Origin of the sequence: Hylemonella gracilis str. Niagara R (assembly GCF_000600295.1) — a bacterium.
GTDB classification, from domain to species: Bacteria; Pseudomonadota; Gammaproteobacteria; order Burkholderiales; family Burkholderiaceae_C; genus Hylemonella; species Hylemonella gracilis_A.
In genome coordinates this window covers 828,229-853,395 of sequence record NZ_JEMG01000001.1, presented here as the reverse complement: position 1 = coordinate 853,395, position 25,167 = coordinate 828,229, and the positions used below count along the sequence as shown (strand labels likewise).

Here is a 25,167-nt window from a genome sequence, read left to right as displayed (position 1 = left end):
AATGAGCCCATGAACGCGCCAGAAAAAGCCCCTTTGCTCGCCCAGGCGGCGTCCGGGGCCGCACCCGAGGCTGCCGCGGGGGACCTGACCGCGCTGATGCAGACCCTGGGCACCCAGGCCCGGACCGCCTCGGCCCTGATGGCCAAGGCCAGCTCGGCAAGCAAAAACACCGCGCTGCGCGCGCTGGCGCGGCGGCTGCGCGAACACACCGCCAGCTTGTTGACCGACAACACGGTGGATCTGGAACGCGCCAAGACCGCGGGCCTGAGCGCCCCCATGGTGGACCGGCTCAAGCTCACGCCCAAGATCCTCGACACCGTGGCACTGGGCTGCGAACAGCTGGCGGCCATGCCCGACATCATCGGCGAGATTTCCGGCCTGACCCAGCAACCCTCGGGCATCCGCGTGGGCCAGATGCGCGTGCCGCTGGGCGTGTTCGGCATGATCTTTGAGAGCCGCCCGAACGTGACCATCGAGGCAGCCAGCCTCTCCATCAAGAGTGGCAACGCCTGCATCCTGCGCGGCGGCTCGGAAGCGATCGAGTCGAACAAGGCGCTGGCTCTTTTGGTGCGGGACGCCCTGGCCGAGGCCGGTCTGCCGCAGGACGCGGTGCAGCTCGTGGCCACCACCGACCGCGCCGCCGTCGGCCAGCTCATCGCCATGCCCGAATTTGTCGACGTCATCATCCCGCGCGGCGGGCGCAGCCTGATCGAGCGCGTGAGCCGCGAGGCCAAGGTACCGGTGATCAAGCACCTGGACGGCAATTGCCACACCTATGTCGACGCGCCGTGTGACATCGCGATGGCGGTCGCCGTGGCCGACAACGCCAAGACCCAAAAATACAGCCCCTGCAACGCCAGCGAAGGCCTGCTGGTCGCGCGCGACGTGGCCCGGGAATTCCTGCCGAAGATCGGCGCCATCTACGCCGCCAAGGGCGTGGAGATGCGCTGCGACCCAGAAGCTCAGGCCATCCTGGCCTCGGTACCGGGCGCGAACGTGACGACCGCCACCGAGCAGGACTGGTATACCGAATACCTCGCCCCCATCATCAGCATCAAGCTGGTGGACGGCCTGGACGAGGCGATCGCCCACATCAACCGCTATGGCAGCCATCACACGGATGCCATCCTGACCAGCGACCATGTCCATGCCCAGCGTTTCCTGCGCGAGGTGGACTCGGCCAGCGTGATGGTCAACGCCAGCACGCGCTTCGCCGATGGCTTCGAGTACGGGCTGGGCGCCGAGATCGGCATCAGCACGGACAAGTTCCACGCTCGCGGCCCCGTGGGCATCGCCGGGCTGACCTCGCTCAAATGGGTGGTGCTGGGGCAGGGAGAAGTCAGGACGTGACACTCCTGCGGGCCGCGCATCCTCCGGGATGCGGGCGGTCCGCGCCCCCCATCAATAAAAAGGGTTTGCATGGTTCCGCATCTCATCACCGCCCTCACCGGGCCGATCAACGAGCTAGAACAGCGCGTGCTGGACTCCATGCCAGCCATCGAACGCTGGTTCCGCCTGGAGTGGATGGAGCACACGCCGCCTTTCTACTGCTCGGTCGACATCCGCAACGCGGGCTTCAAGCTCGCGCCGGTGGACACCAACCTATTCCCCGGGGGCTGGGATCACCTCACGCCCGAGATGCTGCCCCTGGCCGTGCAGGCCTCCATGGCCGCGGTGGAGAAAATCTGTCCGGAAGCGCGCAACCTGCTGCTCATCCCCGAGAACATCGACCCCGCGAACGCCGGGCGCAATACCTTCTACCTGAGCAACATCGCGCAGTTGCAGCGCATTTTCCACATGACCGGGCTGAACGTGCGCATTGGCTCCATCAGCCCCTCGATCAAGAAGAACACCACCATCGCGCTGCCCGGCGGCGAGTCCATCACGCTGGAGCCCGTGGTGCGCAGCAAGACCCGCCTGGGGCTGAAGGATTTCGACCCCTGCACCATCCTGCTCAACAACGACCTGTCCGCCGGCATTCCCGGCATCCTGGAAGACATCCACGAGCAGTACCTGCTGCCGCCGCTGCACGCGGGCTGGAGCCTTCGGCGCAAGAGCCGCCACTTCAAGAGTTACGAAGAAGTCGCCAAACGCCTGGGCAAGCTGTTGGGCATCGATCCCTGGTTGATCACGCCGATGCATGAGCAATGCGAGGGCGTGGCGTTCTCGGACACCGACACGGACTCCGGCCTGGAATGCCTGAGTAGCAACGTGGACACCCTGCTGGCGCGCATCCGTCGCAAGTACAAGGAATACGGCATCAAGGAAAAGCCCTTTGTCGTGGTCAAGGCCGACAATGGCACGGACGGCAAGGGCATCATGACCGTGCGCGACGCCAAAGACCTGCAAGTCCTGAACGAACGCGCCCGCGCCAAGCTGCGCGCGCAGAAGAACATCCCCAGCGTCATCATCCAGGAAGGTGTGCTCACGCACGAGCGCATGCACGACGCCGTGGCTGAGCCCGTGGTCTACATGATGGACCGCTACGTGGTCGGCGGTTTCTACCGCATCCACGCCGAACGCAGCGAGGACGAAAACCTGAACGCGCCTGGCGCCAGCTACGTACCCCTGGCCTTCGACCAGAGCACCCAGTTGCCGCAGCCCGGCGCGAAGCCCGGTGCCTCCGTGCCCAACCGCTTCTACATGTACGGCGTCGTTGCCCGCCTGGGCCTGCTGGCTTCCAGTTACGAACTGGAAGCCACGGACCCCGAGGCCGAGGTCTACGCCTGAACCGGCGGCCAGCCGGACCCACCTACCAAGGCCCAGCGCCATCCCCATGAGCGCCACCAAATCATCCCTCGCCGCCCTGACGCTGGGCGCCATCGGCATCGTCTACGGCGACATCGGCACCAGCGTGTTGTACGCGCTCAAGGTCGTGTTCAGCTCGGGCCTGATCGCCTTCACGCCCGAGAATGTCTACGGCATCCTCTCGATGGTGTTCTGGACCGTGACAGTCATCGTCTCGCTCAAGTACGTCACCTTGATCCTGCGCGCCGACTACAACGGCGAAGGCGGCCTGATCGCCATGCTGACCCTGGCCTCGCAGGCAGTGAAGGACCGACCGCCCTTGCGTCGAGTGCTGCTGCTGGTGGGCATCTTCGGCACGGCCATCTTCTACGGCGACGGCGTGATCACGCCGGCAATCTCGGTGCTCTCGGCCATCGAGGGCCTGGAACTGGTGGCGCCCGGCCTGCACCCGTACATCATTCCTACCGCGCTGCTGATCCTGTTCGCCCTGTTCTTCGTGCAAAAGCATGGCACCAGTCGCATCGGCCGCTTCTTTGGGCCCATCACCCTGCTGTGGTTCATCGTGCTGGCCGTGCTGGGTGTCACGCAGATCGCGCGCCACCCGACCATCCTCTATGCAGTCAGCCCGCACTACGCCCTGGACTTCATCCTGGGCAGTCCGGGCATCGCCTTCCTGCTGCTGGGTGCGCTGGTGCTCACCGTCACCGGGGCCGAGGCGCTGTACGCTGACATGGGCCATTTCGGCAAGAAACCGATCCGCCTGGCCTGGTTCTCCGTGGTCATGCCCGCGTTGCTGCTCAATTATTTTGGCCAGGGCGCACTGTTGCTGGAAGACCCGAGCGCCGTCAGCAACCCCTTCTACCTGATGGTGCCGCCACAGTTGCGTGAGTGGACCCTGCTGCCCTTGGTGGTGCTGGCCACCGCGGCCACCGTCATCGCTTCCCAGGCGCTGCTGACTGCGGCTTTCTCCGTCACCAAACAGGCCATCCAGCTCGGTTATCTGCCGCGCATGGTGATACACCACACTTCGGTGCGGGAGGCCGGGCAGATTTACATCCCGGCGGTCAACTGGCTGTTGTTCGCGGCCATCGTGCTGGCGATGGGCTTGTTTCGCAATTCCACCGCGCTGGCCTCGGCCTACGGCATCGTCGTCACCACGGACATGCTGATCACCACGGTGCTGACGTTCTTCGTGATCCGCTACGCCTGGGGCTTGCCACTGGCGCTGTGTGTCGCCGCCACGGGCCTGTTTTTCGCGATCGACCTGCTGCTCGTCGCCTCCAACATGCTGAAGATCGTGGATGGCGGCTGGTTTCCCGTGCTCATCGGGATCGTCATCTTCACCGTGATGCTGACCTGGAAACGCGGTCGCCGCCTGCTGGCGGACAAGCAGCATGCCGACGCCATCGACCTGCGCAGCTTCCTGGACGCCGTGTTCATCAGCCCGCCCGTGCGGGTCGAAGGCACGGCAGTCTTCCTGACCTCCGAGGCTGGGGCGGTGCCCAACGCCCTGCTGCACAACCTCAAACACAACAAGGTGCTGCACGAGAACAACCTTTTCGTCACCGTGCGCAACCACGAGACGCCCTGGATCGGCCTGGACAAGCGCATCGAAATCACGCCCCTGGGCCATGACTGCTGGCAGGTCATCGTCAACTACGGCTTCAAGAACGACCCCGACCTGCCTGCCGCGCTGGAGCCGGTGCGCAACCGCGGCTGCCTGATGGACGCGATGAACACCAGCTACTTCCTCTCGCGTGACGTGGTGGTGCCCACCCTGGGCGGCGGCATGGCCGCCTGGCGCGAAAAACTCTTCGCCCAGATGCACCACAACGCCAGCGCGGCGGCCGACTTCCTCAACCTGCCGAACAACGCGGTGGTGGAGTTGGGCAGCAAGGTGGAAATCTGAGCTGCAAGCTTCGTCTCGTCCACGTATGGGGTGGCGAGGACGAGGAGATGGGCCGCACCGGCATTCCGTCCGCGTTATTCCCTGTTGCTAGAACGCAACTAGTACAGGCTCGAGGCATGCTTTTTGCATGCCGATTCACCCAGACGGCTGTGACTAGGCTGTCATAATTCCCCACGGTCTTTCGAAGACTTTGTTCAACCCCTCAAGGACTTTTCACATGAAAAAAGCTCTGATTTCCGCCGCAGCAGTGGCCGCCCTGGGCTTCGCGGGCGCCGCCCAAGCCCAAACTGCTGTTTATGGTCTGTTTGACTTCGGCGTGAAGCAAGAAGTCGCCGAAGATGCTGACACCCTCATCGGCAGCAATGGCAATTCCACCACCCGTTTCGGCATCAAGAGCAGCACCGACGTGGGCAATGGCGTGAAGGCAAACTTCAACTACCAAGGCGGCTTCAACGGCTCGACGGGCGCGCAAAGTGCTGCTGACAAGGTATTCAATCGCCAAGCCTGGGCCGGCCTGTCGGGCAGCCTGGGTGAAGTCCGTTACGGCGTGCAAGACAACGTCGCTTTCGATCACTTCATTGGCTACGACTACAACGGCTGGTCCAACACGACCAGCTCGGCTGTTCATGCTGGCACCGACATGTGGGGCCAGTCCCAGGTGTCGAACGTCCTGAAGTACATTGCACCGACCATGGGTTCGCTGAGTCTGTCGGCCAGCCTGGTTCAGGCCAAGCCCGACACCGAAGAGGAAGATATCGTTTCCGTCGGCGCCACCTTCGCCAGCGGCCCCATCAGCGTCTCCGCCGCTTTTGCCACCGCCGGTACCGAGGACGATACCGTGAAGGAAAGCGAAGACTACATGGGCGCAGCGTTCCAGTATGACTTCGGCGCCTTCAAGGCCAACCTCGGCTACCACACCCGTGGTGACTTTGCCACCGGCATCCAGCTCGGCGCCGTGACCACCATCTCCGGTGTGTCCGTCGGCTTCGGCTACGGCACGGAAACCGAGACCGAAGGTTCGTCCTATGAGCTGTATGCCAGCAAGGAAATCTTCAAGGGCGTCTACGCCTACGGTGAATTCGCTGCCGCCGACAAGAAATCTCTCACTGGCCTGAACAATGGTGGTGAAGATGTATCCGGCTTCGCTGCGGGCCTGATCCTGACCTTCTGATTATTGTTTCCAGTTCGGTTCCTTGATCTGGCGCCGACCTGAGACAGTCGAAGCAATACCCGTGCAGCTCACGCTGCACGGGTTTTTTCATGCGGCAGCCCAAAAAAGCCCGCATCTGCCGACCTACTTCTTCGCCCCCTGTGCCTCCGGCTTGTTGCTCAGGCACTGACTCATGAAGGTCTTGCGTTCATCACCCTTCAAAGTTTTGCTTTTGGCCTCGGCATTGCAGTTTTTCATGCGTTCCTGCTGCGTGTGCTTCTTCTCCGCCTCCTTGCCCGGCTGCGCCTGCGCCACGGCCGCCGGCTTGGTGGGCTTGGCTGCGGCGCCGGTCTGCGGGTTCGTGGCGGCCTGCGTCGGCGCGGCCGCCCAGACATAACTCAGCCCCACGGCCAAGCCCAGGGCCAAGCTGAGCTGAAAAGCCCAATGTGCATATTTCAAAGAAGATGATTTCATGATGAAGCCTCTTGAACGAAGTTGCTGGGGCATTCATTCCAGCACCTCTGTCCAGCCTCATCCAGTCGCTGCACGGCGCCAAAGCCAAGACCTTGGGAATCCAAACTCGGAAATCAATACCGCAGACCGAAGGCGATGGTCCAAGCGGATTTCAGGCTCGGTACGGCTCAGCCCATACCCACCGGCCAGACCACGCCCTTGTCGTTGAGGATGGCATCCAGCGGCACATCGTGGGGCTCGGGCTCGAGGTCGTCGACAAACCCCGGGGCATAACCCAGACCCACGGTATGGGGCTTGGGCTGCAGGGTTGCGAGCGTGCGGTCGTAAAACCCCCCGCCGTAGCCGAGGCGGTAGCCACCGGGGCCGTAACCCACGCAGGGCACAAAGAGCAGGGTAGGAACGATGACTTCCGTGTCCTTGGGTTTGGGAATGCCATAGGCATCTTCTTCCATCGGGCAGCCGGGGTACCAGGCGTGGAAAGTCAGCGTTTTGTGCACCTTGTCGATCACCGGCAGGCCGATGCGGCGACGCTGCGCCTGATCCAGCAACTCACCGTCCTCCTTCCAGCGGTGCAGGGCCGGCAAGGGGTCAAATTCCCCTTTGATGGGCCAGTAGGCGCCTATCACCAAATCTGGGCGTCCGATCAGCCAGATGCGCATGACCTGCTGCAAGGCCGCCGCCCGGCCCATCCGGTCAGGCAGGTTCAGGCGCTCGGCGATCAGGCGCTTGCGCAGTTCCTGTTTTTCTGACCTTAATCCTGTGGTTTTTTCTGACATATCGCGGGGCCCGGTCATGGTCATAATTTGCGCATGAAGTTTCGAGCTATTCTGACATCGACGGTCAGCCTGACCCTGGGCTGCGGTCTGCTGGCCGCAAACCAAGTTGCTTCGGCGCAGGGAGAGGCCGCGCCGGACGTCCCAGCCGCTTTCCTGCTCACCCCGCCCGCTCATGTGAGCGCAGGCACCGTGACACCAGCGTCCTCGGCCCAGCCTGCTGCAGCTTCGACGCCTCTTGTGTCCGCGCCTGCCACGCCCAACCCAGGCGCCGCTGCAACCGCGCAGACCGTGGTCGCCTCGGCGGCGCCTGTGGCAAGCTGGAGCAAGTCCCGCCAGGACGTTCTGCTGGGCGACATGGGCATGGCCTACAAGAAGTTGGACCGTCGCCGCATGGCCGAGTTGCTGCCGCAGGTGCGCGGCCACGCCCTGGAAATCTGGGCCTCGTACTGGGAACTGAGCGCCCGGCTCGAAGACGCCAAGACAGCGGACATCGAAGCCTTCCTGACCCGGTACGCGGGCACCTACCTGGAAGACCGTCTGCGCAACGATTGGCTGCTGATCCTGGGCAAACGGCGTGACTGGGCCCGGTTCGAGACGGAATATGCCAAGTTCCGCATGCACGACGACCCCGAGGTGCGCTGTCACGCCCTGCACGCGACCTATGCGCGCGAAGGCAGCAACACCCCTGCCGAAGTGAGCGAAGCCATCGCCCGACAAGTCAGCGACTTGTGGCTGGGTCAGCTGTTCACGCCCGGCGAGGGTTGCGCCGCCGCTGCCCGCCGCCTGCTGCAGGATGACAAGCTGGACCCCATGGTGGTCTGGCGGCGTGCGCGCCTGGGTTTTGAGTTCGACCAGCCGCAGATCGCCCAGCAGGCCGTGGGCCTGCTCAACCCAGCCTGGGCCGTCGGCCTGAACCAGCTGTACGCGGGTCCCAAGCGTTACCTGGACGAGAACCTCACGGCGTTCCGCCCCAAGACCCGCGAATGGGTCACGCTGGCCATCGTGCGCATGGCCTCGAACGACCCTCATGCCGCCGCCGAGGAACTGAACAAGCTGCGTTGGCGCGCCCAGCTGACCGACGAGGAACGCAACTGGATTTGGGGCGTGATCGGCAAGCGCGCCGCGCGCCTGCTGTCCGACCGGGCACTGGAGTACTACGCGCAGGGCGATGTCGCCGGCATGCACAGCGACCATCTGCTGTGGCGCGTGCGCGCCGCTTTGCGGGCCAATGACTGGCAGCAGGTGCACGACGCCATCGCCGCCCTGAGCCCCGCGCAGATGCGTGACCCGACCTGGGTCTATTGGCGCGCCCGCGCCGTGCTGGCGCTGCAGATGCCGGACGCCGAGCAGCGCGCCCGGGCCTTGCTGCAATCCATCGCCTCGCCCAGCCACTTCTATGGCCAGCTCGCGCTGGAGGAACTGGGCCAAACCATCACCGCGCCCACCGAACAGACGGCCCCCAGCGCCGACGAACTGCAGGCGGCGCGAGACAACCCAGGCCTGCAGCGCGCCCTGCTGGCCATCCGCATCGGCCTACGCGACGAAGGCGTGCGCGAATGGAACTACACCATCGGCCTGCATGTGCCGGGCGGCATGAGCGACCGTGAGCTGCTGTCGGCGTCGGCCCTGGCCTGCGAGGCCCAGGTCTGGGACCGCTGCATCAACACCAGCGACCGCACCCGCACGTTCATGAACTACGCGCAGCGCTTCCCCACGCCCTACCGCGAGGAAGTGCAGCAGCGCGCCATCCAGACTGGCCTGGAGCCGGCCTTCATCTACGGCCTGATCCGGCAGGAAAGCCGTTTCATCGCCGAAGCCCAGTCCAGCGTGGGCGCGGCGGGATTGATGCAGGTCATGCCCGCAACGGCGCACTGGACCGCGCGGCGCATCGGACTGCGCAACTACAAGCCCAAGCAGATCACCGATCGCGACACCAACATCGCCCTGGGCTCCAGCTACCTGCAACTGGTGCTCGAAGCCTTCGACGGCTCCATGCCCATGGCCGCCGCCGCCTACAACGCGGGGCCGAGCCGTGCCCGCCTCTGGCGCGGCGATGCCAGCGACCCCGTGCTGGAAGCCGCCATCTGGATCGAGAACATCCCCTTTGGCGAAACCCGGGACTACGTGAAGAAGGTGTTGCCCAACACCGTCAACTACGCTGCCGTGCTCAGCGGTCAGCCCCAGTCGCTCAAGGCCCGGTTGGGTTATGTCGGACCGCAGGGCGTGGCCAAGCCCGAACCGGTGGAAGAACTGCCATGAAACGCGTGCTGCTGCTCGGTGGCACCGGCTTTGTCGGCCGGCATGTCTGTGAACACCTGATCCGACTAGGCTGTGGCGTCACGGTGCTGACGCGCCGTGCCGAGCATGCACGCTCCGTGCAGCACTTGCCCGGCCTGACCGTGCTGGAGGGCGACGCGCACGATGAAGCCACCCTGCGCCGCCTGCTGCCCGGCCACGACGCCGTGGTCCATCTGGTGGCCATCTTGCAGGGGCGCGAGGCCGATTTCGAACGCGTGCATGTGGAATTGCCACGCAAGCTGGCCAGGGCCTGCCTGGCCTCGGGTGTGCAGCGCATCGTGCACATCAGCGCGCTGGGTGCCGACCCGGCGACCGCCACCACCGCGCCTTCTCGCTACCTGCGCAGCAAGAGCCGGGGCGAAGCCGTTCTGCAGGAAGCAACCCAGGCAACAGACGGAGCCGGCCTGCAACTCACGGTGCTGCGCCCGAGCGTGATCTTCGGCGCGGGCGACCGTTTCCTGAACCTGTTTGCCGCGCTGCAGCGCGTCTTTCCCTTGGTCCCGCTGGCCGGCGCCGAGGCGCGCTTCCAACCAGTCTGGGTGGTCGACGTGGCCGAAGCGGTGGCCCGTTGCCTGTTCGACCCGCGCACGGTCGGCCAGACCTATGAACTTTGCGGCCCCTCGGTCCTGAGTCTGCGCGATCTGGTTCGCTTGGCCGGCCGCGCGGCCGGCGTGCCGCGCCCGGTGATCGCGCTGCCGGCGCCGCTCGGCCGGCTGCAGGCTCTGCTGATGGAATGCGCGCCCGGCGAGCCGCTGATGAGCCGGGACAACCTGGACTCGATGAAAGTACCCAATGTGGCCACCGGGCGCCTGCCTGGCCTGGACACGCTGGGCATCACCGCGACCTCGCCAGCAGCGATCGCCCCCACTTATCTGGGACAAACCGACCGACTGCAGACCCTGCGCGCCCGCTGACGCAGCGCGAGGCGCTGAGCGTTCAGACACGGCTGACGCGCCCTTTGACACCCTGCAGCACAGGGACTCAGCCACGCGCGGAGGTGAGGCGCCGCCAGCCCATGTATTCCAGCTCGGTCAACAGCACGACTGCCACTGCCTGGCCCGCCAGGAACACCTGCCCCAGACCGGTCAGCGGCAGCACGAATCCAAGGTAGACGCTGCCCAGCACCCAGCCGACATTGCCCAGCAACACCAGCCAGACCAGCGCCGCCGGGGGCCGTGCGCTGCGGGCGGCCAGCAGCATCAGGGCCGCGAAGGGAAACAGCGCCAGCCCACAGGCCAGCAGCAGTTGCGCGGGCATGCCCAGCCAGACAGCCAGGGGATCGGCCCAGGCCACCAGGGGCAGGCCCATGGCAATGCCGCTGACCGCATCGCCGCGCAGCGCGAGGTGGAGAAGGCGGGGCGAGGAGAGCACGGAAGTGAGAGAGGACATGGTGAAACTCCTTTGCGTCGTTGATGACGCTGTCAGTGTCCGTCCCGAGACGCGGCACGTCGATGACCTCCGAGGTCATGGAAACGCTGCGCACAATGCCGCAAGCTGAGTACCTTGAGTGCTCCACACAACGCCGTCCCCATGAACACCTTGCATCCAACCGCCACACCTTCGAGCCACGCCCCAACCAGCGGCATTGGCACCCTCATCCGCGAATGGCGTCAGCAACGGCGCCTGAGCCAGATGGACCTGGCGCTGGACGTAGGCATCTCGACCCGCCATCTGAGCTATGTGGAAACCGGACGTGCCCGGCCCGGTGTCGAGGTGCTGCTGGCCCTGGCCGAGCGCCTGGCCCTGCCGCTGCGCACCCGCAATGTGTGGCTGCTGGCGGCAGGTTACGCGCCGCGCTACACCGAGCAGCCCCTGGCCTCCGATCAGATGGCACAGATCCACGCCGCCCTGGACAAGTTGCTGCACGCGCACGACCCCTACCCCGGCGTCGTGCTGGACGGCGGCTGGAACGTGGTGCGGGCCAACAGCGCCGCACAGCGCCTGATCGCCCTGCTGCCACCCGCATTGCGCGAACCGGGCGTCAACATGTTTCGCGCCAGTCTGCACCCCGAAGGCTACGCGGCACACACCCGAAACCTGCACGAATGGGGCGGTTATCTCTTGCGCACGTTGCGCCGGCAGGTGCAGGAATCGCGCGATCCTCAGTTGAGGGCGCTGGAGCAGGAAGTGTTGGCTTACCCGCAGGTGGCTGCGCTGCTGGAAACGCCAGGCCCCGCCAGCGGCGCGCCCGAGCTGCTGATCCCCTGCGAGATGGAAATCGGCGGCCATCGGCTCTCGCTGTTCACGACCATGACAGCCTTCGGCACGCCGCGCGACATCACCCTGGCCGAACTCAGCATCGAACTTTTCTACCCTTCGGACCCTGCCACCGACGCGCTGCTGCACCAGTTCGCCGCAGCGGACTGAACCCTAACGACCGAACACCCAAGGCGCCTCGCCCGCCGCACATCGAGGGGCAGACCATGGTCCGCGTGGCCACGGGCACAAGCGGCTAGACTGTCCCCATGCAGATTTACATGGTGGGCGGCGCGGTGCGCGACGCCCTGCTCGGCCTGCCGGTCAAGGACCGGGACTGGGTGGTGGTAGGCGCCACCCCCGAGGCCATGGCCGCCCAGGGTTTCACGCCGGTGGGCAAGGACTTCCCGGTCTTCCTCCACCCCGAGACGCACGAAGAACATGCGCTCGCGCGCACCGAGCGCAAGACCGCGCGCGGCTACAAGGGCTTCGCCGTCCACGCCGCGCCCGACGTGACGCTGGAGGAAGACCTGGCCCGGCGCGACCTGACGCTCAACGCCCTGGCCGTGCCGCGCGAGCATTGCCGACCCGACGGCGGCTTCGACGCCGCGCAGGTCGTCGACCCCTGCCAGGGCCGACGCGACCTCGACCACAAAATCCTGCGCCATGTCACCCCGGCCTTCCGCGAAGACCCGGTGCGCATCCTGCGCGTGGCGCGCTTCTCGGCACGCTTCACGGAATTCAGCGTCGCTCCCGAGACGATGGCGCTGATGCGGGAGATGGTCGAGGACGGTGAAGTCGACCACCTGGTGCCCGAGCGCGTCTGGCAGGAGCTCAGTCGGGGCCTGATGGAAGCGAAGCCCTCGCGCATGTTCGAGGTGCTGCGCGCCTGCGGCGCCCTCAAGCGCCTGCTGCCCGAAGTGGACCGGCTCTGGGGTGTGCCCCAGCCCGTCGAGCACCATCCCGAGGTGGACACAGGTTTGCACCTGATGCTGGTGCTGGACCAGGCCGCCGAGTTGCACGCCCCCCTGCCCGTGCGCTACGCCTGCCTGGGCCACGACCTGGGCAAGGGCACCACGCCTGCGGACCTGCTGCCACGCCACCTCGGCCACGAGGGGCGCAGCGCGCGACTGTTGCAAGGCATCTCCGAACGCCTGCGCGTGCCCGTGGACTGCCGCGAGCTGGGCGAGGTGGTGGCACGCGAGCACGGCAACATCCACGCCAGTGGCAAGCTCAACGCCGAAGCCGTGCTGCGCCTGCTGGAGCGCTGTGATGCACTGCGCAAGCCCGATCGCTTCAGCCAAGCGCTGCTGGCTTGCGCCTGCGACGCGCGTGGGCGCGGTCTGCCTGAGGACGGTCTGCGAGAGCGTCCCTACCCTCAGGCCGTGCGCCTGCAGTCGGCGCTGGACGCCGCGCTGGCCTTGCCCACACAGGACATCTCGGCGCTCGCGATGGCGCAAGGTCTGAAGGGCCCGGACGTGGGTCGACGCATCCATGCGGCGCGTGTGCGCGCCGTCGAACAGGCCCTGACCGCGATACAGACGGGGTAAGCCGCGCGGGCCAGACAAGCCGAAGTCGATTCGTCGAGGGCTAAGCGTCGAACCCAGTGGACTCTGGGATGGGCGCCGCAGGACGACGCCTGAGCGCCTCAGATCAGGCGCGCGATCAGTGCCGCCGCCACGCTCAGCAGAATGGTGCTCATGAATGGCAGGTTGAAACGCCGACCGAAGAGCGTGAAGTTGAAGTCACCCGGCAAGCGGCCGAAACCGATGCGCTGGAACCAGGGCGTCAAGGCATTGACGATCAACACGATGATGAAAACAGCCAGCAACCAACGCCACATGACTCGTCCTTGTTCCCTGTCCTGTCAGAGGGCGTGCGTGCGATCGCCAGAGGCAAAACCCAGCGCGGCGGCATCCCCCCAGGGCGACCGCCCCACCGCGTCGGGCGTGGCGAAACCGATCACCTTGAACAACTCGCCCATCTCATGCTCCATCACCAGCTTGCTGGCCTGCGCGCGCCGGGCCAGCGCCTCAGGCGTATCGTCCGCGGTGCGGGCCAGCGTCATCAGCCGCGCCAGACCGCAGTTGAACAGAAAGCGGCCCTGCGAGGTGTACCCCAGCACGTCCAGCCCGGCCTCCTGCCCGGCCAGGGCGATGCCCGTGAAATTCACATGGGCGGTGATGTCCTTCAGGCCCACGTCGCTCAGCGGATCGGTGTCGGACTGATGGGCACGGTGGCACATCACCGTGCCCATGTGGCGCTGGGGATGGTAGTACTCGGACTCGGGGAAGCCGTAGTCGATGAAAAAGGCCGCGCCATGGCGACCCTCTTTGGCACCATGCAACAGCTTGCCCGCCACTGTGCGCATGAAGGCTTCGGCCTGTGCGTGCGTTTCGGTGAGGTAATCGTGCTCGCCGGCGATCGCCACCGGTGGACGCAACTCCGTGGGACGGTCGGCCCAGACGAAATGCCCTCGGTCCTCGGCCACGCCGCGCTCATGCCAGACACCATGCTTGCGCGCCAGCAACTTGACTGGCATCGCGTCCAGCACCTCGTTGCCAACCACGATGCCATGCATCGCCTCGGGCAGGGTCGCAGCCCAGTCGATGCGCACATCGGCTTGATCGGCAAACTCTTGCAAGGTCTGCTGCTGTCGGGCGCGCAGGGCGCCCGACAAGTCCACGATGGTGTAGCGCCTGACCTTGCCTCGCAGGGCGCGCAACAGTTGCAAGGCCAGCGCCCCGGAACCCGCGCCGAATTCCCAAATTTGGTCCGTCGCCGTGCGCTCGAGCGCTTCACCAATCTGGGCCGCCAACGCCTGTCCAAACAACGGCGAGAGTTCGGGGGCAGTCACGAAATCACTGCCACCCCCACTGGCGCCGGGCATCAGGCCGAGCTTGCGCAGATCGTTGGCGTAGTAGCCCAGACCCGGCGTGTACAAGGCGCGCGCCATGAAATCGTCAAACCCCAGCCAGCCGCCCGCCTCCGCCAGGGCCTGCGCCAGATGCGCGGACAGATGGGTCGTTAAACTCTGCGTCGTATTGCTCACGCGCGGATTGTCTCCGAAGCGATGCCATGAACGGAAAATGGAGACGGCTGCGAACCGCCAACACTCTGACCCCGCGCGACAAGGACAGCCACTCCCCATGATCACGTCTGAACCCAAAACGGTCCTCGTCACAGGCGGAGCCAGGCGCCTCGGCAGGGAAATCGCCCTCGCGCTGGCGCAAGTTGGTTGGCACGTGGCCATCCATTATCGGGGCTCGGAAACGGAAGCTCGACACACGGTGGCAGACTGCCGTCGATTCGGAAGCGATGCAGAGACTTTTGATGCCGACCTTACAGACGAAATTGCGGTGCGGGCGTTGCTGCCCCGCGTGATCTCGGCGTTCGGCAGCGTCGATGCCGTCGTCAACAGCGCCGCCTTGTTCGAACATGACACCGCAAGCGACTTCAGCTATGCCGCCATGGAACGGCATTTGCGAGTGAACACGGGCGCTCCCATCCTTCTGGCCCAGGCGCTGCACGCCCATGCGCAGGAACGACAGGCGCCGGGCGTGATTGTCAACATGCTAGATCAGAAGCTCTGGAACCCCAATCCAGACTTCCTCAGCTATACGCTGGCCAAGGCCGCGCTAGAAACCGCGAACACCCTGCTCGCGCTGGCACTTGCACCGCAAATCCGAGTGGTGGGCGTGGCACCTGGGCTGACGCTGAACAGCGAATACTTGAGTGCGGAAAAGTTCGCCGCCCTGCATCGGCTCTCGCCCCTGGGTCGCTCCTCCACGCCGGCCGATGTGGTCGCAACAGTCAAATTCGCGCTGGAGAACTGCTCCATCACCGGCACAACCCTGCTGGTCGATGGCGGTCAGCATCTGCAACGCTTCGATCGTGATTTTTCAATGATGTGAGGCGCACATGCTGAACAAAGGCACGCAAAAACTCTCACTGACCGGCCTGCGCTTCCAGGCCAACCTGGGCATCCTGGACCATGAAATCAGCGCTTCCCAACCCATCGCAGTCGATGTGGAGCTCAACCAAGGCTCGCAACCGCTGCAGCCTGTCGATGACCACATTCACAGCGTTCTGGACTATAGGAAGGTGCATGACATCGTGATCGCTGAATGCACAGAACGGCATGTGAATCTGTTGGAAAGCTTGACGGGGAAACTCGCCAATCGCCTGCTGCAGCTACCCGGCGTAATCGGCGTGCGCGTCAAAATCGTGAAGTTGGAAATCTTCGACGATTGCGAAGTCGCGATTGAACAACTCGTGGGTCAGTGGTAAATCATGTGTCGGGAACAATTGAATCTGCAATCCGACAATTGAGTCTGCAATTTGTGTCATTCAAAATCAATGAGTTACGCAACTTGACTCACAAGGTTTGCAATTTCGATTCCTCACTAGCATGCTGACGCCGACCTGAGCGGGCATCAGTCAAAGTAGAAACTGCAAGCATTAGCCAACTGGCAGCTTCAGGCTGGTGCTGCCGTTCCAATTTGGCGACCTGAGGGCCGCTAGCGTCGATACCGGTCATTGAAGTTGGAGAGCCACACCGTTCGATCCAGCGACAGCTGTTGCATCGACCGGTTGAATCCGCCCATCTCAGCCGTCGTCTCTTGGGAAACCTTTTCTGACAAGGCTGCAAACCCCAACGGTTCTTCGGCCAAGCTGCCTGCAAAGGCGCGAGAGCCGGGACCAGCAGGCACTTGTCCAGCCCGCTTGGTGCAAGGCCGAACGACTCTGGCTATGATCCAGCCCGTGTGCCGTCTTTTCATCCTCGTCCTGATCGCCTTGTTGCCCCTGCGCGCCTGGAGCGTGGAGCGCATGGCCGTGCACATGGCGGCCAACGAAGTGGCGGCAGCGACAGGCGAAGCCGCTGCGGGCATGCCGGCCGACTGTCCCATGCGCATGACGGCCGTCGAGGACAACACGGAGCCCCAGACCGAACGCGGCTGCCAGAGCTGCCAGCTCTGCATGTCGCTGAGCCCGGCCCCTCTGCCCCTGCTGAAGGCCCCCGGACTGCGTCTGCCGGCGGAGGCCAGCCCGCTCGCCGACCGCTACGCCAGCGCCGAACTCGCGCGCCTGGTCAAGCCTCCCATCACCTGACCTGACAGCCCCCGTCCGCCTGCAAGCCACGTTTGCGGGCGGGTTTTTCACGAGCCCCTGTGGCTCGCTGTCCGGAGTGATTGCATGAAATTTCTGATCGCCATCGCCGCGCTCGCCTGCGCGGGCTTGGCCTGGGCCGCGCCGCCCTGGGTGCACGCCACCGTGGTCCGGGTGGACACGGAGCGCTCCCGTGTGGTGCTGGAGCACGAACGCATCCCGCGCATCGACATGGATGCCATGACCATGCCCTTCAAGGTGGACAACAGCGTACCACTGGCCGGGTTCAAGCCTGGTGACAAGGTGCGTTTCACCTTTGTGGAGCGCGACGACCATCTGGTCATCGACGCGCTGGAGCGCAAACCATGAGCGTGCGTCGTCTACGCAGCGCCCTGGGCGCGCTGGCCTGGATGGCGGCACTGCCCGCGCTGGCTGGCCCCATGGGGTTCAAGGAGAGCTGGATGGCCATGGGGGACTTCGGCCCCAACTGGCGCGAAGCCTACATCAACTACGCGCCCACGGCGCGCGATGCGGTCGGCGTGTCCTCGGTCTACATGCGTTCGGACGACAAGTCCCGCTCGCGTCTGCTCAACGAGGCGACCTACACCCGGCTGCTCCAGCGCTGGAACGCACCGCATTCACAGGCCAATCTGTGGTTCATCGGTGGCCTGGGTTCGGTGAGCGGCAACGACTACGCGGGTGCCCGCCCCATGGCCACACCGGGCCTGCAGGTGGACTACGAGACCACGCGGATCTACCTGTCGGCCACGGCGCGTCTGTACCGGGCCGAAGGCCTGAAGCACGACTACGGCTCGGCGCGCGCGGGTTTCTCTCTCTACGAGGTGGACTACGACCAGGTCCAGCCCTGGTTCATCCTCGAAGCCCGTCGCATGAAGGGTCTGTCGGACGAGACCGAGATCACGCCCATGCTGCGCCTGATCCACAAGCGTTATTTCATCGAGCTGGGCGTCAACACCATGTCGCAGGCCCGTGCCAACTTCATGTACATCTTTTGATTCGGAGCACATCATGAACAACTTCATCCTCACCCTCGCTTTGTCCCTGGGCGCATTGCCCGCCTACGCCGCGTCCACGCTGAAGGTCACGGTCAACGGCATGGTCTGCGCCTTCTGCGCGCAAGGCATCGAGAAACGCGTGGGCAAGATGCCCGCCACCCAGGAAGTCTTCGTGGACCTCAAGAACAAGGTCGTGGCGGTGCAGCCCAAGCCTGGCCAGACCCTGGACGCGCAGGCCATTAGCGCGGAGATCGTGGACTCGGGCTACGACGTGGTCAGGATCGAGACAGTGTCGCAATCGGTCGCTGACATCAAGGCCGAACTGAAAGCGCGCAAATGAGCGCCGACGGCCTGAGCGAGACGCGCGGTGGCCTCTGGTCCTCGTTGGTGGCGTTGTTCGCCAGCACCAGCACACTGGTGTGCTGTGCGCTGCCGGCGATGCTGGTGGCCCTGGGCGCAGGGGCGGCGCTCTCCAGCCTGATGGCGGTGTTTCCGCAGATCGTCTGGCTCAGCGAACACAAGGAGGGCCTCTTCCTCTTCGCCGGCCTGATGCTGCTGGCCAGCGGCGCCTGGCAATGGCACCACCGCAGCGCCCCCTGTCCCACCGACCCGGCCCTGCGCGGTGCCTGCCTGCGCACCCGCCGCATCGCCTGGCGCGTGTGGCTGTCCAGCGTGGGGCTGTACTTTGTGGGCGGCTTGTTTGCCTTTGTGCTGCCCTGGATGGGCGTCTGATTTCTCAGATTCCCAACGGTCCATCAGGTGAAGGCTTGCGGCACCAGCAGATGCCGAAAGAACTGCTCCTTGCATGTGTACGGGATTTGCAGATGCGTCGCGTGCGCAAAGATGCCACTGGTGTTTGCGCTCATGTCGGGCGCACTTTGATGAAAACCAACGTAAATCTCGTGCGGCCCTGAGCGGATGAAACTTCGATCTTGCCTCCGTGCGTCTTTATGATGGCTCGCGTGATGGCAAGGCCGAGCCCGGCACCTTCTAAGTCGGGCTGTGCCCGCGATGGATTTGCTCGATAGAAGCGGTCGAACAGCCGGAGCATGATTTTCGGATCGATCTCATCGACCGTGTTTTCGACGGTGACACTTGGCGTCCAGCACGCAAACACTTATCACGAAAAGCGGCAGCGCTTGGCAAGGTAGCGAGGTTTGATAAGCTAGGCAATGGGCCGTTGTCACCGTTAATTGCTCCACTGAAACCGGTCAATGGGGTGGCGAACATGGCGGTACCCGAATGGCCGCTCTTTGGCTATGACCGCGCCTTTACGCAGTGACGACGACCGCCAGCAATCGCTGCACAGCCGCCGTCCAAAGCGCGAGGTCCGGTTCAGGCTGATTGCAGTCCCTCACCTCTAGCAGTTTGAGGGACGGCTTCGGGCCCGAAGCGGACGCCCTACCCCGAGCGAGCAGCCGTGTTGGTGAAGCGGTCCGGCATGAGGCGACTCGCGGTATAGCAACCAATGGCGAATCCAAGGCCCAGAGCCAGAAAGTACAAAGCCTGCGTTGGACTTGATAGGCCGAAACCAATCGCCAGAGCGACGCCCCAAATACCCGTGAAGGTAAAGGTCAGGCCAATGAAAACCATCAAGCCTATCGGCAAATCCCACGGCTTGAGACGTAACGAGGGTGCGGGAAGTTTCCGACTCTTGATCCCTCTCGACTCCCACCAGGTGAACGCCATAGCCATAGCCATTGCTACCGGGAATGGGACGAGAGATTGGGAGAGCGGCGGCGCGGCTTCGGCAGGAAATGTCGCTACAAGGTAGCCCCAGCCGGAGCAGAAGAAAAACCAAAACATGTAGAAGATTCGCATGATCGATGTCCGCTTCTGGCCGTTTTCGCCAGTCTAGCGTCGTGCCCTGTAGCGGACAACAGGGGTGTCAGCACGACCCCGCAGTCGCGCCAACACCACCACTACTTCAGATCTCCGTCTGTTCAGAGATTTCCAGGGCGTCGTCGACTTCGATGCCCAGATACCTCACGGTTGACTCCAGCTTGGAATGCCCGAGGAGCAACTGGACGGCGCGAAGATTCTTAGTCCGCCGGTAGATCAACGTGGCCTTGGTTCTGCGCATCGAATGCGTTCCGTAGTCAGCCCGGTCCAGTCCCAGCTCGTCCACCTAATGTCTGAGTATTCGGGAGTACTGTCGAGTGCCGAGATGAGGCGACTCGTGAAGCCTGCTGGGGAATAGGAAGTTGTCCGGCTTCAACCCGGCATGCCTGATCCACGCCGCTAAGGCTTCTCGGGTGGCTGCGGTGATTTCGAATTGAACCGGTCGTTGGGTTTTTTGCTGCATGACGATGGCGCGGCTCGCCACCTGGTCGCCATGGCATACGTCGCGAACTTTGAGTGCGACCAGGTCACACCCACGTAACTTGCTATCGATGCCCAGATTGAGAAGTGCAAGTTCCCGCGTACGCCCTTGCATTTGGAGTCGAACACGGAGTGCCCAGATGTCCTTTGGCTTGAATGGTGCCTTCTGGCCAACGATTTTTCCCTTGTTCCACGGCTCATGATGAGTGGCATTTCCTACTGCTTCCATGATGGTCTCCCATCGAGTTGAGGGAGCCGTAGGATGCTCTTTCCATATCTATAGTGGATGTACCGAACCCGCTTGCGCAACTGGTCCAGAATCCGTGTGGACTGCAGCACAGGAGTGCTGGTTTTCGTCGGATTCATATAGCTGGACATATATCCAGCGCATTGAGTGTCAAGCCACGTTGCAAGCCAATCTCAGGAGGGACACATGACCAACTTATGGAGCAGCGCTCAACTTATAGAGCAGACTTTGCTCCGGACATTACGTTAAAACGCTATGGCGCCTATATTCTCAGCATTGGTTGTCCTTCCCGGCGCAGTAGTTCTTCTGGTCATTGCGTTTGCGGGTGCTCGCTTCTCTCAGCCAACCTCAATTGCCATTCGGATAACTTTCGTTTTCGTTATCGGTTCTACTGTTGGTGGCATCGCCACGGTGCTCACGATTGCATTTTTTGGTTTCGCCACTTTGAGTGCAACATGGCAGGTCATTGCCTACCTAACCTCGCTTGCAGTCGGTGCATTTCTTGGCGGTGTGTTGCTGGTCGTGTTCTGCATCAAGCTCCACGTTCTAACCCTGCGCTCAAGCAGACCGCCGCAAGCGGCGGCCGCTTAGCTCCACGTTAGCGATATGAAAATTGTTGCCGCTCTTCTCGGAACAATGATTGCCAGTTCCTCTGCTGCCGAAGCATCCCGTGGACACTTATATGTTGGCCCGGAGAATGAAGCTTTTTATCCTTGCGGGAGCAAGACCGGTTACTGGTTCTTAGCTCCAAAGAAGGTAAGAAATTTACTCATTTCCGAGGGGCTAAAAAAATCCTCCGCTCTTTCTGAGCATGGGGTGTTCGTTGAATTAGATGGCGAGCTTGGAAGAAAAACAAAAACTACCGATGGTGAGTTCATCTCAGCATATCCAGCTTTCTTTCATATCAAGAAAGTTGCAAGCATTCGCGAGGTATCCCCAAGTGACTGCAGTCGCTAACCCTATGCTCAAGCTCGCTCCCTCCGGTCGCTGGAACGCGCTTACGACGTGCCCCTTCGCTTCACGTTAGGCATCACAGGAACCGCTATGGAGTACTCGTGGGGAACGCAGCGGGGCCGCAGCGTTCACGGAATGCCAAACAATGTCGCCGTTGAGTGTCCGCGCTGCACCAGCGAGGCTAGCTTTCAGCCACCTTTTGAGTTCCATCGTGAAGGAACGCCCGGCACTAGTGACCTCGTCAGGTGGAATAACTGCTTCGTACGAGAACGATTCCCCTCAGTCTTTGCATGGGGGGACCCAGATAACCCGTTCAAGGGCTTGTTCTGGGGAACACCAAAACGCCGACTCAGTCAGTATCCGATTTGGGGCGTTATCTCATGTCGGCGCTGCACACTTCTAAGAAAGCATCAACTCCAATGGCCGAGAGATGCCTATTACGCCATCGCGGTTAAGGATCAAGTGCTTTGGGCATGGGATCGAGCCACGCTCATCGAAGTTCGGGAACACGTGGCCTCGGTCATCCGTGCCAAGCGCAGTCACCCACTCTTGAAGTATCTGCCCCGCCACTTTCTCATAGGCAAGCACAGGGCTGCGGTGGTCAAAGCAATCAACTCGAAGCTTGTCCCCGGTGATGCCTGCCTCCACGGGCCGGTTAGCTCGAAACGTTAAAGGCCCAACTGTCCAGGTGCTGAGCGACCGCTATGTAGCCGCAACAGGTCAGTCAGGCTTCCGTAGCGACCGGCTGCAACCGCTGCGGGGCTGTCATTGACAGCCACTTCATGAATCTGTCCTAACAGGTTGCATTGGAAGAACGGCTATTCTCTGAGCGGCCAACTTATGTGCGAGCTCGGCGTGTTCGATATTGTTTGGACAGATGCCAATAAAAGCAGCAATTGTCGAAAGGACTTTCCGACAATTGAATTGCAAATGAGATTGCAGACTCCGCGTGAAATTCTGGGACTTCTAGAGCACCATAAGTCTTTGATTTATATAGCACATAATTGCCAACTCAATTGTCATCGACATCATGCGCGACAGCCTTGCTCAACCAAACAACTTGGATGCCCAACAGATCATCTTTTTGCCACTCTGGGCACGGATCGCGCTATTGGTTCTGTTGGCACTACTTGGCCTCTGCGCGATTGGCGCGGGCCTCCATTTCCTTTTTTCCACGCCCCAGGCGAGTGAACGCGTGGTTCCATTGATGGCGATCGCTCAAACCGCCATCGGCGCTTTCGCCATCATGGTCTTCGTGCTGTTCGCGGAGAGACAGCTCAGCACGACAAGGCTCTATGAGAAGACCAACCTGTTCCTTGATCGACACCTGGTCGAGAGTCTGTCACGCATCGAAATACCTCAGCTGCAGGCGGAGCAGACGGTCACCGTCATGCCGGTTACTCGGGCCTCGACCGTGCATGGACGCCGCAAGGACATCTTTGGCTGCAACTACCACCTCACCTTGGCGGACTTCCAAATGAAGTTCTGGATCGGTCTCAACGTCAAACGTTTGAGCGTCATCTATTTCGTGAAAGTCAGCGGCCCGGACGACATCGAAAAGCTCAAGGAGGTCTTCAGGTTCACTTTCTCTGGCGCCGAGAAAGTCGGTTATCACACCAACTTCGAGCATGCCCAACTGGGCGACGAGCATATAGTCTCGATGTGGTCGACAGTGTTCGCCGAACATGCCATCCTGGGCAATCCAGCCGAACAATTGTTCTGGACACAAGACATCGCGATGATGACGCAATCGCTGGCGCGAACGGCGGTCAGATACAAAATTGACTTGAATCCCAGCGCTGAGCCTGGGCCGCTTTGAGGGAATTCCTCGTCTGATGCGGCCCAAGCCTGGGGCGACCTGTGACCCTCGCGCCCCGAGCCGTTGGTTTATTTCGCCTGGTAGTAGTCGTTCAGATACGGCAGGGGGACAAAACGATAACCCTTGCCATCCCGACGCAGATGCCCGACGCCAGGGAACGACATATGGGCCGGGGCAATCAGATAACCTTGTTGGGCGGCCTCGGCAAATGCGCGCGCCCGCGCGGCGGCGGCGGCGGTCGGGTCCACATCGAACTGGATGGTGACGTCTGGGTGTGGCAACTGCACCTCCGCCACATGCAGGATGTCGCCCCAGAAGGCGATTTTTTCGCCTAGGCTTTCGAGCACATAAAAGGAATGCCCAGGCGTGTGACCGTAGGCAGGGACGGAGCGAATGCCCGCAAACAGTTCGGTGGCGCCATCAAAGACCTTTACCTTCCCAGCGGCGACGGAAGGTCCGAACTTCAGTTGTGCTTGGTCGAAATACTGCTGCATCTGCGCCGGGGCCTGGGCGCGCTTTTCGGGTGACAACCAGTACTCCACTTCTCGCCGATCGACGTGGATGGTGGCGTTGGGGAACACGCGGGTGTTGCCATCCATCAGGCCGCCGGTATGGTCGGTGTGAATGTGGGTGACCAGGATGTCCGTGATCTGTTCGGGCGTGTAACCCACCGCCTTGAGCGAGGCCGGGAGTTTATTGAGCGTGGGGCCATACAGCTCGCCCGTGCCTGCATCCACCAAGATCAAGCGCTCCCCTTGCTTGATGAGGTAGGCGTTGACCGAGGCATTGAGCAGGGGGCCGACGTAAGACTGCTTCAGCACCGACTGCACCTGCTCTGGCGGCATGCGGCTCAAGAGCTCGGAGTTGAGGGTCACGGTGCCGTCGGACAGCGCAATGATGTCGATCGCGCCGACTTTGAGCCGGTAATAACCCGCCTGGCTTTCGGACAGCTGGGGCTGCGGGGCATGGGCGTAAGCAGCCGGCGCAGTGAGGAACTGGACGGACAGGATGGACAAGGCGGCCAGGGCGGCGGCGACGGGGAAACGATAAGCTGGCATACAAGCTCCTGGAAATGGACAGAGCCCAGGATTCTGATAATTTCCACCAAAGAGATAAACTGGCCATCTGCTGAATTTGAATCAATGGAAAATTGATAATCCCGTGATCGACAACCTGCAAGACCTGCGCATCTTCGACCGTACCGTGGTGACGGGGAGCATGTCTGCCGCAGCACGGGAATTGGGGCTGTCCCTGGCCGTGGTCAGCAAACGCCTCGGGGCGCTGGAAGGACGGCTGGGCCTGCGCCTCTTGCAGCGCACCACCCGCAGCCAGTCCCTGACACCCGAAGGCCGCGACTTCCATCTGCGCTGTGTGCGCATCCTGGCCGAGGTGGGCGAAACGGAAGCCTTTGTCGCGGGCCGGCGTGAAACGGTGAGCGGTCAGCTCAGCATCACCGCGCCGCGCATCTTCGGGCGCCAGTACGTGGTTCCCTTGGTGAGCACGTTCCAGGCGCAGCATCCGACGCTGTCCGTGCGCCTGCTGCTGCGTGACGAGATCGTCGACTTGGTCGACCAGCAGATTGACCTGGCCTTTCGCTTCGGCGCGCTGATGGACTCCAGCCTGAGCGCGCGCTTCATCGCCCCCCACTACCAGGTGCTGTGCGCGGCACCCACCTACATTGCCCGGCATGGCGCGCCCTCGTCCTTGGCGGCCTTGCCCGAGCATGCCTGCATCGTCTACGGCGCACGTCCCTCGGCCCATTGGATGTTTCAGGTGGACGGCGCCCCTGTCGCGGTCAAGGTTCGTGGCAGCTTCATGGCCAGCGATGGTGAGGCCGCATTGGCCTTGGCGCTGTCAGGCGCGGGGATTCTCTATAAATCAGTTTGGGATGTGGGCGCCTACCTGGATGCGGGCCAGCTTGTCAGGGTGCTGCCCACGATCAACGTGCCCTCTGAACCCCTGCACGCGGTCTTCGGACATGCGCAGCAGCTCGCGCCCCGCGTGCGTCAGTTCTTGGACTTTGCACTGCCGCGCCTGCGCGCGTCTTGGCGCTGGGAATTGCCAGCCGTGTCTGGCGCCGCTGAGGTGAATGCTGGTCCTGCCTCCGGCCACAGGTTGGAAAAGCAAGCCGCCATGTGATGCACTGAGG

Annotated in this window: 26 protein-coding genes and 2 pseudogenes; 19 read left to right on the top strand and 9 right to left on the bottom strand. The window is 63.0% G+C overall.

Annotated elements, in window-relative coordinates; all coding sequences use genetic code 11:
• Nucleotides 1-9: 9 nt before the first annotated feature.
• From AZ34_RS03915 to AZ34_RS17520, 4 genes are all read left to right on the top strand, one after another.
• A complete protein-coding gene (locus AZ34_RS03915; RefSeq protein WP_081767068.1) occupies nucleotides 10-1,350 on the top strand; it encodes a glutamate-5-semialdehyde dehydrogenase in 1,341 nt (446 codons plus the stop codon).
• 69 nt (nucleotides 1,351-1,419) lie between these two features.
• On the top strand, nucleotides 1,420-2,730 hold the full coding sequence (gene gshA, locus AZ34_RS03910) for a glutamate--cysteine ligase (protein ID WP_035605005.1): 1,311 nt from the start codon (nucleotides 1,420-1,422) through the stop codon (nucleotides 2,728-2,730).
• A 46-nt stretch (nucleotides 2,731-2,776) separates the two neighbouring features.
• The gene (locus tag AZ34_RS03905; protein WP_035605001.1) at nucleotides 2,777-4,657 is read left to right on the top strand and encodes a potassium transporter Kup; all 1,881 of its coding nucleotides are present in this window, start codon (nucleotides 2,777-2,779) and stop codon (nucleotides 4,655-4,657) included.
• Between the two features lie 217 nt (nucleotides 4,658-4,874).
• Entirely contained in the window at nucleotides 4,875-5,828 is a 954-nt protein-coding gene (locus AZ34_RS17520; RefSeq protein ID WP_051509513.1) for a porin, read from the top strand.
• A 123-nt stretch (nucleotides 5,829-5,951) separates the two neighbouring features.
• Here AZ34_RS17520 and AZ34_RS03895 read toward each other — a convergent pair whose 3' ends face one another.
• Both AZ34_RS03895 and AZ34_RS03890 read right to left on the bottom strand, forming a co-directional pair.
• Nucleotides 5,952-6,281 (bottom strand): PsiF family protein, encoded by a 330-nt coding sequence (locus tag AZ34_RS03895; RefSeq protein WP_081767067.1) that lies wholly within the window; start codon nucleotides 6,279-6,281, stop codon nucleotides 5,952-5,954.
• Between the two features lie 167 nt (nucleotides 6,282-6,448).
• Nucleotides 6,449-7,057 carry a 5-formyltetrahydrofolate cyclo-ligase gene (locus tag AZ34_RS03890; protein ID WP_035610828.1) on the bottom strand — a complete coding sequence of 203 codons (609 nt, stop codon included), beginning with the start codon at nucleotides 7,055-7,057 and terminating at the stop codon, nucleotides 6,449-6,451.
• Between the two features lie 33 nt (nucleotides 7,058-7,090).
• Here AZ34_RS03890 and AZ34_RS03885 point away from each other — a divergent pair, with 33 nt between their 5' ends.
• A complete protein-coding gene (locus AZ34_RS03885; RefSeq protein ID WP_231495453.1) occupies nucleotides 7,091-9,316 on the top strand; it encodes a lytic transglycosylase domain-containing protein in 2,226 nt (741 codons plus the stop codon).
• On the top strand, nucleotides 9,313-10,269 hold the full coding sequence (locus tag AZ34_RS03880; protein ID WP_035604999.1) for a complex I NDUFA9 subunit family protein: 957 nt from the start codon (nucleotides 9,313-9,315) through the stop codon (nucleotides 10,267-10,269). Before AZ34_RS03885 ends, AZ34_RS03880 begins: the two co-directional genes overlap by 4 nt.
• A gap of 67 nt (nucleotides 10,270-10,336) precedes the next feature.
• Here the strand turns inward: AZ34_RS03880 and AZ34_RS03875 are convergent, their stop codons facing one another.
• On the bottom strand, nucleotides 10,337-10,744 hold the full coding sequence (locus AZ34_RS03875) for a hypothetical protein (protein WP_035604996.1): 408 nt from the start codon (nucleotides 10,742-10,744) through the stop codon (nucleotides 10,337-10,339).
• Between the two features lie 141 nt (nucleotides 10,745-10,885).
• On the opposite strand from AZ34_RS03875, the gene AZ34_RS03870 reads away from it, so the two are divergent.
• Together AZ34_RS03870 and AZ34_RS03865 are read left to right on the top strand one after the other, a co-directional pair.
• Nucleotides 10,886-11,722, top strand: coding sequence for a helix-turn-helix domain-containing protein (locus tag AZ34_RS03870; protein WP_051509510.1), 837 nt, complete (start codon nucleotides 10,886-10,888; stop codon nucleotides 11,720-11,722).
• A 98-nt stretch (nucleotides 11,723-11,820) separates the two neighbouring features.
• A complete protein-coding gene (locus tag AZ34_RS03865; protein WP_035604992.1) occupies nucleotides 11,821-13,101 on the top strand; it encodes a multifunctional CCA addition/repair protein in 1,281 nt (426 codons plus the stop codon).
• A 98-nt stretch (nucleotides 13,102-13,199) separates the two neighbouring features.
• On the opposite strand, the gene AZ34_RS03860 is transcribed toward AZ34_RS03865, so the two are convergent.
• The gene (locus AZ34_RS03860) at nucleotides 13,200-13,394 is read right to left on the bottom strand and encodes a DUF2905 domain-containing protein (protein ID WP_035604989.1); all 195 of its coding nucleotides are present in this window, start codon (nucleotides 13,392-13,394) and stop codon (nucleotides 13,200-13,202) included.
• A gap of 24 nt (nucleotides 13,395-13,418) precedes the next feature.
• Nucleotides 13,419-14,603 (bottom strand): class I SAM-dependent methyltransferase, encoded by a 1,185-nt coding sequence (locus AZ34_RS03855; RefSeq protein ID WP_051509509.1) that lies wholly within the window; start codon nucleotides 14,601-14,603, stop codon nucleotides 13,419-13,421.
• A 97-nt stretch (nucleotides 14,604-14,700) separates the two neighbouring features.
• Between AZ34_RS03855 and AZ34_RS03850 the strand changes: the two genes are divergently transcribed.
• The 7 genes from AZ34_RS03850 to AZ34_RS03820 all read left to right on the top strand — a co-directional run bounded on the left by AZ34_RS03850 (nucleotide 14,701) and on the right by AZ34_RS03820 (nucleotide 18,408).
• Nucleotides 14,701-15,465, top strand: a complete 765-nt coding sequence (locus tag AZ34_RS03850; RefSeq protein ID WP_081767065.1) for an SDR family oxidoreductase — start codon at nucleotides 14,701-14,703, stop codon at nucleotides 15,463-15,465.
• Nucleotides 15,466-15,472: 7 nt separating this feature from the next.
• Nucleotides 15,473-15,841, top strand: a complete 369-nt coding sequence (locus AZ34_RS03845; RefSeq protein WP_035604986.1) for a dihydroneopterin aldolase — start codon at nucleotides 15,473-15,475, stop codon at nucleotides 15,839-15,841.
• A 462-nt stretch (nucleotides 15,842-16,303) separates the two neighbouring features.
• A complete protein-coding gene (locus tag AZ34_RS03840) occupies nucleotides 16,304-16,663 on the top strand; it encodes a hypothetical protein (protein WP_035604983.1) in 360 nt (119 codons plus the stop codon).
• Between the two features lie 84 nt (nucleotides 16,664-16,747).
• Entirely contained in the window at nucleotides 16,748-17,029 is a 282-nt protein-coding gene (locus AZ34_RS03835; protein WP_035604980.1) for a copper-binding protein, read from the top strand.
• Complete coding sequence (locus tag AZ34_RS03830; protein ID WP_035604977.1) at nucleotides 17,026-17,676, top strand: hypothetical protein; 651 nt, start codon at nucleotides 17,026-17,028, stop codon at nucleotides 17,674-17,676. Before AZ34_RS03835 ends, AZ34_RS03830 begins: the two co-directional genes overlap by 4 nt.
• Nucleotides 17,677-17,689: 13 nt before the next feature.
• Complete coding sequence (locus tag AZ34_RS03825) at nucleotides 17,690-18,016, top strand: heavy-metal-associated domain-containing protein (RefSeq protein WP_035604974.1); 327 nt, start codon at nucleotides 17,690-17,692, stop codon at nucleotides 18,014-18,016.
• Nucleotides 18,013-18,408 carry a hypothetical protein gene (locus AZ34_RS03820; RefSeq protein WP_051509508.1) on the top strand — a complete coding sequence of 132 codons (396 nt, stop codon included), beginning with the start codon at nucleotides 18,013-18,015 and terminating at the stop codon, nucleotides 18,406-18,408. Before AZ34_RS03825 ends, AZ34_RS03820 begins: the two co-directional genes overlap by 4 nt.
• Before the next feature lie 130 nt (nucleotides 18,409-18,538).
• On the opposite strand, the pseudogene AZ34_RS17870 reads toward AZ34_RS03820, so the two are convergent.
• The 3 genes and pseudogenes from AZ34_RS17870 to AZ34_RS17865 all read right to left on the bottom strand — a co-directional run.
• Nucleotides 18,539-18,787, bottom strand: a pseudogene (locus tag AZ34_RS17870) (ATP-binding protein); the annotation flags it as partial.
• Between the two features lie 290 nt (nucleotides 18,788-19,077).
• Nucleotides 19,078-19,497, bottom strand: coding sequence for a hypothetical protein (locus AZ34_RS03815; protein ID WP_035604971.1), 420 nt, complete (start codon nucleotides 19,495-19,497; stop codon nucleotides 19,078-19,080).
• Between the two features lie 106 nt (nucleotides 19,498-19,603).
• Nucleotides 19,604-20,227 (bottom strand): annotated as a pseudogene (locus AZ34_RS17865) (tyrosine-type recombinase/integrase).
• Nucleotides 20,228-20,500: 273 nt separating this feature from the next.
• Here AZ34_RS17865 and AZ34_RS18190 point away from each other — a divergent pair.
• The 3 genes from AZ34_RS18190 to AZ34_RS03805 all read left to right on the top strand — a co-directional run bounded on the left by AZ34_RS18190 (nucleotide 20,501) and on the right by AZ34_RS03805 (nucleotide 23,018).
• Nucleotides 20,501-20,836, top strand: coding sequence for a hypothetical protein (locus AZ34_RS18190; protein WP_155831714.1), 336 nt, complete (start codon nucleotides 20,501-20,503; stop codon nucleotides 20,834-20,836).
• A gap of 15 nt (nucleotides 20,837-20,851) precedes the next feature.
• Nucleotides 20,852-21,202, top strand: coding sequence for a hypothetical protein (locus AZ34_RS18185; RefSeq protein ID WP_155831713.1), 351 nt, complete (start codon nucleotides 20,852-20,854; stop codon nucleotides 21,200-21,202).
• Between the two features lie 1,027 nt (nucleotides 21,203-22,229).
• Nucleotides 22,230-23,018 (top strand): hypothetical protein, encoded by a 789-nt coding sequence (locus tag AZ34_RS03805; protein ID WP_035604964.1) that lies wholly within the window; start codon nucleotides 22,230-22,232, stop codon nucleotides 23,016-23,018.
• Between the two features lie 68 nt (nucleotides 23,019-23,086).
• Here AZ34_RS03805 and AZ34_RS03800 read toward each other — a convergent pair whose 3' ends face one another.
• Nucleotides 23,087-24,076, bottom strand: a complete 990-nt coding sequence (locus AZ34_RS03800; protein WP_035604961.1) for an MBL fold metallo-hydrolase — start codon at nucleotides 24,074-24,076, stop codon at nucleotides 23,087-23,089.
• A gap of 103 nt (nucleotides 24,077-24,179) precedes the next feature.
• Here AZ34_RS03800 and AZ34_RS03795 point away from each other — a divergent pair, with 103 nt between their 5' ends.
• Nucleotides 24,180-25,157, top strand: a complete 978-nt coding sequence (locus AZ34_RS03795; protein WP_269320438.1) for a LysR family transcriptional regulator — start codon at nucleotides 24,180-24,182, stop codon at nucleotides 25,155-25,157.
• Nucleotides 25,158-25,167 lie beyond the last annotated feature (10 nt).

Excerpts from the sequence above, each read along its gene's own strand:
- AZ34_RS03915 (WP_081767068.1), top strand. The coding sequence starts at position 10 with ATGAACGCGCCAGAAAAAGCCCCTTTGCTCGCCCAGGCGGCGTCCGGG.
- gshA (WP_035605005.1), top strand. The coding sequence starts at position 1,420 with ATGGTTCCGCATCTCATCACCGCCCTCACCGGGCCGATCAACGAGCTA.
- AZ34_RS03905 (WP_035605001.1), top strand. The coding sequence starts at position 2,777 with ATGAGCGCCACCAAATCATCCCTCGCCGCCCTGACGCTGGGCGCCATC.
- AZ34_RS17520 (WP_051509513.1), top strand. The coding sequence starts at position 4,875 with ATGAAAAAAGCTCTGATTTCCGCCGCAGCAGTGGCCGCCCTGGGCTTC.
- AZ34_RS03895 (WP_081767067.1), bottom strand. The coding sequence starts at position 6,281 with ATGAAATCATCTTCTTTGAAATATGCACATTGGGCTTTTCAGCTCAGC.
- AZ34_RS03890 (WP_035610828.1), bottom strand. The coding sequence starts at position 7,057 with ATGTCAGAAAAAACCACAGGATTAAGGTCAGAAAAACAGGAACTGCGC.
- AZ34_RS03885 (WP_231495453.1), top strand. The coding sequence starts at position 7,091 with ATGAAGTTTCGAGCTATTCTGACATCGACGGTCAGCCTGACCCTGGGC.
- AZ34_RS03880 (WP_035604999.1), top strand. The coding sequence starts at position 9,313 with ATGAAACGCGTGCTGCTGCTCGGTGGCACCGGCTTTGTCGGCCGGCAT.
- AZ34_RS03875 (WP_035604996.1), bottom strand. The coding sequence starts at position 10,744 with ATGTCCTCTCTCACTTCCGTGCTCTCCTCGCCCCGCCTTCTCCACCTC.
- AZ34_RS03870 (WP_051509510.1), top strand. The coding sequence starts at position 10,886 with ATGAACACCTTGCATCCAACCGCCACACCTTCGAGCCACGCCCCAACC.
- AZ34_RS03865 (WP_035604992.1), top strand. The coding sequence starts at position 11,821 with ATGCAGATTTACATGGTGGGCGGCGCGGTGCGCGACGCCCTGCTCGGC.
- AZ34_RS03860 (WP_035604989.1), bottom strand. The coding sequence starts at position 13,394 with ATGTGGCGTTGGTTGCTGGCTGTTTTCATCATCGTGTTGATCGTCAAT.
- AZ34_RS03850 (WP_081767065.1), top strand. The coding sequence starts at position 14,701 with ATGATCACGTCTGAACCCAAAACGGTCCTCGTCACAGGCGGAGCCAGG.
- AZ34_RS03845 (WP_035604986.1), top strand. The coding sequence starts at position 15,473 with ATGCTGAACAAAGGCACGCAAAAACTCTCACTGACCGGCCTGCGCTTC.
- AZ34_RS03840 (WP_035604983.1), top strand. The coding sequence starts at position 16,304 with ATGATCCAGCCCGTGTGCCGTCTTTTCATCCTCGTCCTGATCGCCTTG.
- AZ34_RS03835 (WP_035604980.1), top strand. The coding sequence starts at position 16,748 with ATGAAATTTCTGATCGCCATCGCCGCGCTCGCCTGCGCGGGCTTGGCC.
- AZ34_RS03830 (WP_035604977.1), top strand. The coding sequence starts at position 17,026 with ATGAGCGTGCGTCGTCTACGCAGCGCCCTGGGCGCGCTGGCCTGGATG.
- AZ34_RS03825 (WP_035604974.1), top strand. The coding sequence starts at position 17,690 with ATGAACAACTTCATCCTCACCCTCGCTTTGTCCCTGGGCGCATTGCCC.
- AZ34_RS03820 (WP_051509508.1), top strand. The coding sequence starts at position 18,013 with ATGAGCGCCGACGGCCTGAGCGAGACGCGCGGTGGCCTCTGGTCCTCG.
- AZ34_RS03815 (WP_035604971.1), bottom strand. The coding sequence starts at position 19,497 with ATGCGAATCTTCTACATGTTTTGGTTTTTCTTCTGCTCCGGCTGGGGC.
- AZ34_RS18190 (WP_155831714.1), top strand. The coding sequence starts at position 20,501 with ATGGCGCCTATATTCTCAGCATTGGTTGTCCTTCCCGGCGCAGTAGTT.
- AZ34_RS18185 (WP_155831713.1), top strand. The coding sequence starts at position 20,852 with ATGAAAATTGTTGCCGCTCTTCTCGGAACAATGATTGCCAGTTCCTCT.
- AZ34_RS03805 (WP_035604964.1), top strand. The coding sequence starts at position 22,230 with ATGCGCGACAGCCTTGCTCAACCAAACAACTTGGATGCCCAACAGATC.
- AZ34_RS03800 (WP_035604961.1), bottom strand. The coding sequence starts at position 24,076 with ATGCCAGCTTATCGTTTCCCCGTCGCCGCCGCCCTGGCCGCCTTGTCC.